The sequence below is a fragment of the Bacillus sp. RIT 809 genome (assembly GCF_016892495.1).
GTDB classification, from domain to species: Bacteria; Bacillota; Bacilli; order Bacillales; family Bacillaceae_G; genus Bacillus_A; species Bacillus_A cereus_U.
Genome location: NZ_JAFEMR010000049.1, coordinates 1 through 11,208 on the forward strand (window position 1 = coordinate 1; position 11,208 = coordinate 11,208).

Consider the following 11,208-nt stretch of genomic DNA (forward strand, 5'->3'; position numbering starts at 1 on the left):
GATTGATCCTATAGGATTGGGGTTGTATGCGCGAGCTTATACATATCAGGATTGGAAACGATTCCAAAACCAATGGGGAAAAGCATTGTCGAAGGCTGATGTTAATATTAAAGTACATGTTAAAATTGGTGGAATGGGTACAATTAAGTAACAAGAACTCAAAATAATAATTTTTTAGGCACTTCTTGGGTAGTACCACATTACCATCAACTTAAGAATTCAAAATTACCCATCGCTGTCAAGCTAAGTTTATATAGTACCCCCTAAACGAAAAAATGAGCTTTTTTATTATAAGTTAGCACAAAATTTTATTCTTGGGTACTATAAAATTTTAGCTTGATGGCTAAGTGACGGTACCCCTACTTAAAATGAATAGTATGTTCACTCTCCAATTAGATGAGTATGATATATTTAAAAAATGCCGATATACTTTCGACCAAGTAAAAAAGCGCCCTGTTTACAGGGCACTTCACTCCAACATAATGACTAATATTAGCAGTTGGGTATAATGTTGTTCCTCCAATTGAAACCTTTATTTCATTTGTTAATGGAACATTTTGGCTCACCCATACACATAAAGCGACTAAATCTTTTGCTTGGTATTTACTGGTTCGTTTTACAAAACCAACATCTCTAGCAAGATCCCGTAAGGTATTTGGAGATAAAAAGCTTTGAATCTCTTGAGCAAATAGTTGTAATTCGTCAGACACAGAAACAGACATAAAAACGCCATCCTTTCCTGTGATTCTACAGAAAGAATAGCGTATTTTTTCAATAATGAGTTCTTTTATTGAAAAGCTTTGGTTCTATATCATAGATAAAAGGGCAACCAGTGCTAAAATAGCTGGAAGTCCTTGTTTCACAATAATTGATTTATTAGATGTGAAGCCTCCGAAAATAGCTGCTACCACCACACAAATTACGAAAAATAATTGAACCATATAACCAATTGGGTTGGGCCCAAGTATAAGTCCCCAAATGAGACCAGCGGCTAAAAATCCATTATATAAACCTTGGTTTGCAAACATAGCGGCTACGTTTCGATCTCCTTCTAAATGCTTCGGTAATTTGAAAGCACGTTTTGCTACTTTTGAATCAATAAAAAACATTTCGAGGATCATGATAAATAAATGTTCTAATGCTACGATCCCGACTAAAATAGCTGCGATTATTTCCACACCATTCTGCCCCCTCTACTCCCTAATATCAGTTTTATACTATTTCCATTGTGCAATTCTATCAACAGGGAGACGGTATGAAGCATATCCTTCATCGGCTGCTTTACCGATAGATAGAAGCATAACTGGTACATAGCGCTCTTTTTCCAATCCAAAGATTGCAGCGATATTTTCCTTGTCATAACCCCCGATTGGATTTGTATCATATCCATGTGCACGTGCTGTCAGCATTAACTGCATGGAGACAAGCCCTGCGTCAATCAGAATAGTTTCGCGATTTTCTTGGACTGGAAGCTTTTCAAAATGTGCAGTCAATGCTTGTACTTGTCTGTCTTTTACCTCTTGCGGCATATATCCTAGCTTAACAGCTTTTGAATATATTTCTTCTATATAGTCACCGTTGTCCATATCTGCAAATACTGCTATAACGGCAGATGAAGTAGAAACTTGTGATTGATTGAATTTAGCGAGTTTTGCAAGCTTTTCTTTTCCCTCCGAGCTTTCGATAACAAGGAAGCGCCATGGCTGTGCATTAACTGAGGATGGTGCCGTAGTAGCTTCCTTTAATATTTCAGCCATCTCTTCTTTGCTGATTTTGACTGTTGGATCATAATTACGTATGGATCGACGTCCTTTCATTATTTTCATAAAATCATTTATTTTTAATGTAGATCCCATTTATAAACACTCCTCTATCCTTTAATATTCTCTACATTTTTTTGCATCTGTGATAGAACATGAATAAGTACATTGCGTTCTTCTACACTGATATTTACGAGCATTTCCTTCATAAAACGTTCCTTTTCTTTCTTGGAAGACTCGATTCGTTCTCGTCCTTGCTCAGATAACCGAACAAGCGTTATACGGTTATCCTCAGGCTTCTTTCTTATTAAAAAATAGTTGACGTATCAATAATTGATACGTCAACTAATATACATCTCTCTTTTTAGTTTTGCAAGTTTTTTTGCTCAATTAGTTTTATTTTGTTCCAGCAGCTTTAAATTAATTCACAACATCAGTTCGCATTTCTAGAAATCATAGTTATTTTAAGTTTATTCTGATAATAATATTTAGCTAAATATATAAAGGAATTGAGTTATATCACCATCAAGTTAAAAAAATTAGTTTTTTCTACAAACAGATATTTTATGTTTTTTATAGTAATGAAACTCATTTTTATTGTTTTGGGGGCAATCCATTTTGTTAGCTTGATGGACATGGGATAGTACCAGCCAAGCTGTTACTACCCGCAATAAAGGAATGTCAAGATTGCAATAATATATTTAATTTTAACACTTCAAACACGCATCCCCCTCGAGGCTGCTTAATCTCTAATATTAATTAACAAAGGTCTCATTACTTTCAATGAGACCTTTCAATGTTGCCTATTTTTTACGACGTACTACAAAAATACAAGTACCCACTGACGATACAATTGCCAAAATGGATAAGGTAATTGCTATTGTTTGCATATTACTTGTACCTGTATTCTCTTTCACACTAGATACTTGACCATGTTCTCCTGTGAGTGATGTACCTTTTGCAATCGTAGTAAGTGAATGCGGCTTCTCAGCTTTCTCATCGCCTGTCCATTCAACAATTTCTCCATCTTTATATTGTTGATATGCATTCCAAGCTATTTGTTGCTCTTTATCTGGATTTTTAGCAACGAAAGTAAATCGTTGGAACTGGCCAGGTAAAATCCCTTCTCCTGTTGCTTCCCATATTACAGTTTTAACTTTTCCAGCTGCATCTTTTTGTTCTTCCACTTTCCACCCTGGCACTGGCTCGTACTGTTGAAACTCAACTCCAGATGGTATTTTTAGTGTGACTTTTGTTGTTGCCATATTCTTTTCAACAGGTACCTTTATTGTATACGTCTCCCAAGAGCTAACGTCAGATGTTGCTGGTTTTACAGTCACATGAGCACTTACAGGTAACGAAAAAATTCCCATTGCAATTATTGTCACTATCATTGTTGTTCCTAATTTTTTTATACGTTTCATTTTCTTATAACTCCTTTTCCTCTGTAACTTCTCTTTATCCCGCTATTTGTGGGCTGTAAGACTCCCACCTCAAAATTCGGCTGGAACAAAGAAGTTAGGTGGGAGATCAACTGCCCGTAAAAGCCCGATTGGTGAAGGCTAATAATCAGTGGGGGGATGAACAATCCCCCACTGATTAAAGTTTCACTTTATCTGCCACCTACAATAAATTTATAATCTATATCGAAACTATCAAGGAATTTTGTTAACCCATGAACATGTATATTCCAGTTTCCTGTCATGTTAATATACATTCCTTCCGCTTCATATTCTCCCGGTGACACTGCCGAAACTTTAAATGAACCTTTGCCCATATTCATATCTAAAGATTGAGTCGTCAATACAATTTGTTCCATATCAGTAACAGGCTGTCCATTCTCATCCTTCAAAGTAATATGAAATGTATTCTGTCCTACCTTATTAGGACTTACATGTAAAGTAAGTTCATATCCATTATCTAATTGTTTACTCTCTGTAAAAGGTCCCGTAGGAGGCATCGGCGGCGTTTGTACATTTGTCATAAACGCTACGATTACAAAAACGATAATTCCAATGATAAACTCTACTTTCACCGTAGCTCCTAACCTTTGCTGCGCTCGCATTCTCCCTTTCACATAATGAATAATTCCCAATATCCCCATACACACGAATAAAAGTATCTTTGCTAATAAGGCCAATCCATACTTCGTATCAAATAGGGAATGGATCGTGGGAATAAAAAATGTACTGTTAAAAAGACCCGTTAATAAAATCACTATGACAGCACCTGTTGCCCACGGTGAAAAACGCTTAATCGCATCCCAATACATAGTCCACTTGTCATCCGCTTTACGTAAAAGAAGAACAATCGATGATAGCCCCCCAATCCATAACGAAGCTGCGAATAAATGTAGAAAGTCCATAACGACAGCAATTTCTTTAAACTTTAATCCATATGCATGACTATTGAAGGCTTTCATAACAAGTAACCCAATAAATAATACAATTGGAATGCTCCATACTTTAAACGACGAAAGCTTCTCACGCTTCACCGCAAAATATGTAACAATTATAAGCGTACTAATAAGAGCCATTTGAGTTATCCATACATAACCAAAAACAGATAGCTGTAATGTTTCTTTTAATAATATAGGATCGAATGCTTCTAACCATGAAACATCAGCATTTATTTTCGCCTGCAATGGTAGATTGAATAGTAAACTAATAAATATCCCAAATAATGATATCCATATTATTCTCTTACTCCTTGATTGAACTGGGGTTGCATTCCCTTTATACATAATAAGATTAAAGAATAGAACTCCTAAAAATAGTGAGAAACTTGTATATAGAACCCCACGTTCCATGATCATATCGATTTGCGGAACATAGCCCATCTCTTCTACTTGTATATCGTCTGTTCCCGCTTCTGCTAATCCAATCCGGAATGGAATAACTCCTTGAATCGGATGCCCGTCAGCTGAAATAGCTTTCCACTGAATAGAGTAAAGACCATTTTTGAGATTCTCTTTTAACCCAGCTTCTAATAATTTTTTGTTTTTCTTATCAATATGAGCATCTTTTAAATCTACTCTTTTACCTGAGGTATCTCTTACGAACAATGTATTAAAACTTGAAACTTGTATGTCCTCATCGAATTCAATTTTCACAATAGATGGTGCTTTCTTCAAAGTTTCATTTTCAGTAGGGTTTGATTTCACAACATACGCATGAGCAGATGTGCTTTTTGGTATCAATATGATAAACACGCACGCTATTAATAGCCATGCCCCTAACCTTCGCATTACTTTCACAATCATTTCACTTCTTTCTTTTTCGTCACTACACTTTCATTACTTTTTACTTCCCAAGTTTTATTTCTTGATAAAATATTAATCTGATTAAGTATAAGGATCTATTTAGTATCACTCTCTATTTATTCCTCACCTCTATACTTCCAATATAATAGTAGCTACCTTCATAGATATTACTAATATTTTTAAAGTTGATTATCATTATAGCATAAAATATATTTATGTAAGTTTCTAAAGAAGAAAAGTTATCGTGAATCATTTGTGAAAAAAATGTGAAATAAACTCCCATATAAAGAGAAATACACAAATTAAAAAGGTGTTACGTTATTACGTAACACCTTTTCTCAAGGATAAACTTCCTTTACTTCTCTTCCGGATAATCACAATACTCAATGATTGTTCCCTCTGTATCCGCTGGGTTAAGATAAATTAATCGTCTACCATGTTTATTAATTCGAAGGGTATGCTCTAACGTTCGAATGCCTTGTTCCTTTAATTCTTCTAAAGCTACATCTAAATCATCTACACGATACGCAACATGATGGACACCTTTCCCTTTTTGCTTTATAAATCGTGCTATTGGAGAAGTTGTATTATTCGTTGGCGCAAGTAATTCGATTCTATCACCATCAACTTCAAGAATAGCTACTTCGCTTTCAACACCGGGTGCTTCACTTACGTATCGATCTATTAAAGTTCCTGATAAAACCTTTTTATAAAAATGTATCGTACTATCTATATCACGAACTGCGATGCCGATATGATCAATTGTTTTTTTCATTTCATTTCCCCTACTACTTTATTTTTTCTCATTATTAATAGTAACAAAAAAAGTTATAGAATCAAATTCTATAACTTTTTAAATTCAACCTATTTTCTTATTCGCACTAGCTGCTGGTTGAACTTGATTTTTCGCTTTTAAAATGCTAATGCCATATCCGATAAATCCACCGATAATCGCTGGGAAGATCCAGCCTAATCCTACTTCCTGCATCGGAAGGAATTTAGTGAACACACGGCTTACTACTTCAATGTTAACTCCAGCTGCACTTAATCCATCAAATAAGCTGATGATAAACGTTACGATTAAACTCACTTGATAAACTTCAGCTCTTCCTTTGAATAATGAGTGGAAGAATGTTAAAAAAATCAACACGATTGCTAGTGGATAAATTGCTGTTAATACTGGAACAGAAACTGCGATTAATTGCGTTAATCCAACATTTGCAACAATAGCACTAAACACACATAACGTAATTGCAATTGCTTTGTAAGGAACATTTGGAAATAACTTATGGAAGAATGAAGAGCATGCTGATACAAGTCCCACACTTGTTGTTAAACAAGCAACTGTAATCATTAACCCTAATAATACTCCGCCATATGATCCGAAATAGTAGTTAGAAACTTTTGCTAATACTTCTCCGCCGTTTTCTAAATGTCCAAGCTTCGCAACGCTTGAAGCTCCCATATAAGAAAGAGCTGTATAAATAATTGCTAAAATAGATGCAGCGATCAGTGTTGCTTTTGCACAAACAACCATAATTTGTGTTTTCGTTTTCGCACCTTTTTCTTTAATTGCATTAATGATGATGATTCCGAATACGAATGATGCAAGCGTGTCCATCGTTAAGTATCCTTCTTGGAATCCTTTAAAGAATGCATGTGATGTATAAGCTTCCACTGGTGCTTGCATATCTCCAATCGGATGAATAAAAGCAACGATTACTAAAATACCGATGAATGTCAATTTAATTGGCGTTAATATTTTTCCAACAATATCGACAATTTTCGCAGGATTTAGCGAAAAAAAACAAGTGATGCTAAAGAATATAATTGTGAAAAGAATTAAAGGTGTAGAACCTAATCCCTCTGGCATAAAAGGCTTAAGACCAATTTCATAAGAAACATTTCCTGTTCTTGGTATTGCAAATAACGGACCGATTGCTAAGTATAAAACTGTTGTAAACACAATCCCAAACACTGGGTGAGCACGACTTGCTAATGACTGTAAATCATCTTTACCTGAAAAACCAAATGCTAATACACCTAGTAATGGTAAACCTACTCCTGTTACTAAAAATCCAGCGTTAGCAATCCATACATTCTCTCCTGCCGATTGACCTAGCATAGCTGGGAAAATTAAATTTCCTGCTCCAAAAAATAGTGCAAATAACATTAATCCAATAACTACTATGAACGAAAACGGTACTTTATTCGCCATAATATAACCCCCCATTCAAATTTCCTTATCTCATTTTCCAATTTTAACTAATTGAATTTTCTGAATATTTAATTTAAGTATCAACTATTCTTGAACTCATTATAGTTTGATATATAATATTTTGCAATACTATTTTCAAACTTTTCTTTTATTTTATAAATATACATTTTTTAACATAGGGAATAGACTAAAAAACCAACATGGTCACCCATGTTGGTTTTTACATTTACTATCATTATTTAAAATTTCGCTGCTACTTTCTTAACGTTCTCTAAACCTTCTTCAACAATTTGCTGTGAGCGATCTGGATATTGATTGTGTCCTTCAATTACAACTGTCTCTGGATTGGTAATTCCCCAGAACCCAAGTACGTTTGTAACGTAATTAACAGCCATTTCCATAGGAGCCATTTGTTCAGAAGAGTAATCTGAACCACGAGCGCCTAAAACAACTACTTTCTTATCACCAGCTAAACCTTCTGGACCGTTCGCTGTATATTTAAACGTTTTTCCAGCTTGAGAAAGATATGAAATATACGTAATTAATGGTGCTGGTACTGTAAAGTTCCATAATGGGAACGCAAATACAACCTTTTCAGCCTCTAAAAATTGATTTAAATATTTATCTACTGTAGCAACTGCCTTCTCTTCTTCAGCTGTTATCTCCATTCCTTGACTACGTTTATATCCACCTGAAATAGCGATATTTCCGTAATACGGAAGATCTAATGCAAATAAATCTAACTCCGTAATTTCTGTATTCGGATTTGCTTCCTTATAAGCACTTACAAATGTTTCATACATTTTTGAACTAATTGCTTGCTCCGCTGGACGATCGTTCGCTTTTACAAATAATACTTTTGACATAGTTTTATTCTCCTCTACTTTTGTATTTTCTTCTTTTTTACCAAATAATGAGCTAAATAATCCCATTCTCTTCACCTAAACTTTCTTATCATATTCATTATTCATCAGCATTAAAAATCTTATTCTAAGAAAAGGTTTCATCATGTCCTGCTGAAACTATCTCATTTAAATACATTATCTAAACCGAAGTTTTAACTTTTATTTATTTATTTAATTACCTTATGTAAGTGAGTATAGTACACCCACTTACTTTAGTCAAGTAACTTTTAAAAAAGAAAAATATCTCGGATTAAAAATATTAAATAAAGATATTTCCTCAGTCAAAATGATAAATTCAAAAACACATAAATACCTTGTATAATACAACTAGAAAGGGAAATTCATCTATAGAGAGGATTTATTAATGAGTACTTTAGAAAAGATTCAAACCTTTATCATTCTTGCAGCTGTTATATTTGGGGTTATATTAGGACAATTTAATATGATACATATGTATTCAGAAAAATTTATTGTCCCCTTCTTATTTTTAATGCTTTATGGATTATTCCTCAGCATCCCCTTAAAGGATATAAAAAATGGATTCCGCAACTTAAAATTCGCTGGAACAAGCCTAGGTATTAATTTTATATGGACACCTTTTCTCGCTTGGGGATTAGGCGCGTTATTTCTTTCAGATCACCCAGCACTTTGGGTTGGCTTTATTATGTTAATGGTTACTCCGTGTACAGATTGGTATTTAATTTTCACAGAGATCGCAAAAGGTAACGTCGCATTATCTACATCAATTCTACCGGTAAATTTAATTTTACAAGTATTATTGCTACCAATTTATTTGTTTTTATTTGCTGGTGTAATGAAAGCAGTAGAAATTTCTATTTTAGTAGAAAGTATTGTTATTGTACTTGTTTTACCATTTTTACTTGCACACGCTACAAAATTCATTATGCATAAAATGAAAAAAGCTGAAACACTTGAGAATAAACTCATTCCGTTTTTCAGCTCTGCTCAAATTGTATTTTTAAGTTTAGCAATATTAGCGATGTTTGCCTCACAAGGTAAGTATTTATTACAAAATATGAATGTTGTTTTATTGTTACTTATACCAGTATTACTGTTCTTCATGATTAACTTTATACTAGGACAGTTTGTAGGACGTATGATGCATTTATCCTATGAAGACACCGTAAGCCTAAGCTTAACAACATTAGCGAGAAACTCGCCTGTTGCACTCGCAATTGCTGTGACTGCTTTTCCAGACGAACCTCTTATTGCACTTGCCTTGGTCATTGGACCGTTAATTGAATTACCTGTGCTTGCTAGCATTTCGCAAATGTTGCTGCTTATTAAGAAAAAAAAGCAATATACATAATAAAAAACGTCCCACTGCGGGACGTTTTTTATTGTCGAGAAATTATAGAATTAACGATACTTATCGTCTCTTACTCATTAATAAAAATGATATAATAAAAGATTAACTTTTCGTTACATTAACAGAGCCTTTCTAATTAAAAATTATAGGAAAAGTAAATATAACGAAAGCTGCCCAAAATCCGTATACCGGCAAATACTTAGTAACGGCATCTTGGATAGTTGAAGGTCCGGATTTATTTTGTAGAAAACGCATATAGGAGAGCATAATCCAAATTAGATTTGCCCAGATAAGTATGTTTACTCCTAAAGCAGCAAGTCTATTAGGCGTAATCCCATAAGAAGAAAGTCTGAACACGATTGCTGACAAAGCCACACTGTCAATGATAAGTGCAAGAACAATTAAGGCAAAATTTATATAATCTGAAATGTTCTTTTTCTCGTCTGAGTCGCTCTCGATAATGGAAAATATGGTAACGGCCAATACACCAAGGAGTATTCCGTTGAAGACTATCAGGAAATTGCGGTCCAAGAATGGATTTTTCCCGACCCATATAACCGTTATTAGATAGAGCAACAATGTGATCAGGACAAGAGGACTAAAAATTTTAGCTATATATGGTGTAATATTCTTAGCAAGTTTCAGATTCATTGATACCAGGTATGCAGCCACAATAGCAAGAGCGGCAGCACCAAATAAAACAACATTACTAAAATAGAAGTCTTCTATATTCAAGTCAACAAACCTAAATAACTGCATGGTTAATGCTGCTAGTACCATTCCGCTAACTGCCATGCTGGCGTAGAGAATACAATACTCCAAATTAAATTTAATATAGGCTAATCTTGTACTGCCTTTTGAATATTCATTCCCTGTAAATGCAAGCCCTACCAATACCCATAAGAATATGGGAAAGTGTAAATAAGCAAGGATAATACTGTCTTTATAATTTAATGGCAGCGTATTAAGATACAACCCGGAAATTAGGAACAACGCTGCAAGGAAATAAATAATACTTTTTTTCGGAGTATTATTGTAAATAAAATAAGCAGCAATAAAGGGAATTACACCAAAAGCCAAGTTAATTGGAGCAATTGCTCCCTGTTCGACAAAATGGAAGATTATCCTGGTGCTTAGCCCTGCCAGAATAGCTAAAATGCCCATGAATAAGAAACCTTTTTGAAACAATGAAGGTTTTTCTGTATTTGCCGTCTCCTTGAAATGCAACCTTTCATACCAAGCACCTAGCACCTGGGAATCAGGGTTTTGGGCCCATGCTTGTGAGAATGACTTTTTAAAAGCTTTCGGGTCTTTTCTATACATTCTCTCCAGCTCATGAGGGTTATCAATATTTTCAATAATCAAATTGTTAATGTCCATAGTTATACCTCCCCTAATTTTAAAAATAACGTTGTTACCTTTTCCATAAAAAGCAACACACTTATTTATTCTGATTTTGATTTTAATATAAATTTTATCGTTTTGCAATAAACTTTTATTATTTTAGATAATATTTTTGTTGTTCATTTTCGTTCCAAGCAAAAACAAAAAGCATTCCTCATTCAAAGAAATGCTCTATAACTTTTTATAAACATCTGTGTAAGCTACTTTCAGTTGTTCTCTTCATTGCTTGTTTCCATTTTCTAATTTCTTATTTTTCCTTTATATAAAAGAAATGATCAAAATGATATAAACGTCCAATTTAATAGCATCTTTTCAAACAATTATTTCAA

Annotated in this window: 10 protein-coding genes and 2 pseudogenes; 2 read left to right on the top strand and 10 right to left on the bottom strand. The window is 34.1% G+C overall.

What is annotated here, in order from left to right; translation table 11 throughout:
* The coding region (locus JTF23_RS26985) for a Ger(x)C family spore germination C-terminal domain-containing protein (protein ID WP_215729893.1) at nt 1-151 on the top strand (151 nt) is incomplete at its 5' end.
* A gap of 373 nt (nt 152-524) precedes the next feature.
* Here JTF23_RS26985 and JTF23_RS26990 read toward each other — a convergent pair.
* From JTF23_RS26990 to JTF23_RS27025, 9 genes and pseudogenes are all read right to left on the bottom strand, one after another.
* Nucleotides 525-722 (bottom strand): annotated as a pseudogene (locus JTF23_RS26990) (IS4 family transposase); the annotation flags it as partial.
* Between the two features lie 84 nt (nt 723-806).
* Nucleotides 807-1,178, bottom strand: coding sequence for a DUF1304 domain-containing protein (locus JTF23_RS26995; protein ID WP_088078334.1), 372 nt, complete (start codon nt 1,176-1,178; stop codon nt 807-809).
* Nucleotides 1,179-1,217: 39 nt separating this feature from the next.
* Nucleotides 1,218-1,856, bottom strand: coding sequence for a nitroreductase family protein (locus JTF23_RS27000; RefSeq protein ID WP_204210250.1), 639 nt, complete (start codon nt 1,854-1,856; stop codon nt 1,218-1,220).
* 14 nt (nt 1,857-1,870) lie between these two features.
* Nucleotides 1,871-2,071 (bottom strand): annotated as a pseudogene (locus JTF23_RS28060) (transcriptional regulator); the annotation flags it as partial.
* 492 nt (nt 2,072-2,563) lie between these two features.
* A complete protein-coding gene (locus JTF23_RS27005) occupies nt 2,564-3,184 on the bottom strand; it encodes a YcnI family copper-binding membrane protein (protein WP_204210251.1) in 621 nt (206 codons plus the stop codon).
* 188 nt (nt 3,185-3,372) lie between these two features.
* Entirely contained in the window at nt 3,373-5,022 is a 1,650-nt protein-coding gene (locus JTF23_RS27010; RefSeq protein ID WP_002202378.1) for a copper resistance CopC/CopD family protein, read from the bottom strand.
* A gap of 355 nt (nt 5,023-5,377) precedes the next feature.
* Entirely contained in the window at nt 5,378-5,797 is a 420-nt protein-coding gene (locus tag JTF23_RS27015; RefSeq protein WP_002202379.1) for a VOC family protein, read from the bottom strand.
* A gap of 84 nt (nt 5,798-5,881) precedes the next feature.
* Nucleotides 5,882-7,240, bottom strand: coding sequence for a branched-chain amino acid transport system II carrier protein (gene brnQ / locus JTF23_RS27020; protein ID WP_002158307.1), 1,359 nt, complete (start codon nt 7,238-7,240; stop codon nt 5,882-5,884).
* 239 nt (nt 7,241-7,479) lie between these two features.
* Nucleotides 7,480-8,172, bottom strand: a complete 693-nt coding sequence (locus tag JTF23_RS27025; protein ID WP_002168630.1) for an FMN-dependent NADH-azoreductase — start codon at nt 8,170-8,172, stop codon at nt 7,480-7,482.
* Nucleotides 8,173-8,509: 337 nt separating this feature from the next.
* Between JTF23_RS27025 and JTF23_RS27030 the strand changes: the two genes are divergently transcribed.
* Nucleotides 8,510-9,475 carry an arsenic resistance protein gene (locus JTF23_RS27030; protein ID WP_088078329.1) on the top strand — a complete coding sequence of 322 codons (966 nt, stop codon included), beginning with the start codon at nt 8,510-8,512 and terminating at the stop codon, nt 9,473-9,475.
* Between the two features lie 132 nt (nt 9,476-9,607).
* Here JTF23_RS27030 and JTF23_RS27035 read toward each other — a convergent pair whose 3' ends face one another.
* Nucleotides 9,608-10,855, bottom strand: coding sequence for a DUF4153 domain-containing protein (locus JTF23_RS27035; protein WP_204210252.1), 1,248 nt, complete (start codon nt 10,853-10,855; stop codon nt 9,608-9,610).
* Between the last annotated feature and the right edge of the window lie 353 nt (nt 10,856-11,208).

Bases quoted from the DNA above. Each gene is read 5' to 3' on its own strand.
- JTF23_RS27010 (WP_002202378.1), bottom strand. From the start codon at position 5,022: ATGATTGTGAAAGTAATGCGAAGGTTAGGGGCATGGCTATTAATAGCG.
- JTF23_RS27015 (WP_002202379.1), bottom strand. From the start codon at position 5,797: ATGAAAAAAACAATTGATCATATCGGCATCGCAGTTCGTGATATAGAT.
- JTF23_RS27035 (WP_204210252.1), bottom strand. From the start codon at position 10,855: ATGGACATTAACAATTTGATTATTGAAAATATTGATAACCCTCATGAG.
- brnQ (WP_002158307.1), bottom strand. From the start codon at position 7,240: ATGGCGAATAAAGTACCGTTTTCGTTCATAGTAGTTATTGGATTAATG.
- JTF23_RS27000 (WP_204210250.1), bottom strand. From the start codon at position 1,856: ATGGGATCTACATTAAAAATAAATGATTTTATGAAAATAATGAAAGGA.
- JTF23_RS27025 (WP_002168630.1), bottom strand. From the start codon at position 8,172: ATGGGATTATTTAGCTCATTATTTGGTAAAAAAGAAGAAAATACAAAA.
- JTF23_RS27030 (WP_088078329.1), top strand. From the start codon at position 8,510: ATGAGTACTTTAGAAAAGATTCAAACCTTTATCATTCTTGCAGCTGTT.
- JTF23_RS27005 (WP_204210251.1), bottom strand. From the start codon at position 3,184: ATGAAACGTATAAAAAAATTAGGAACAACAATGATAGTGACAATAATT.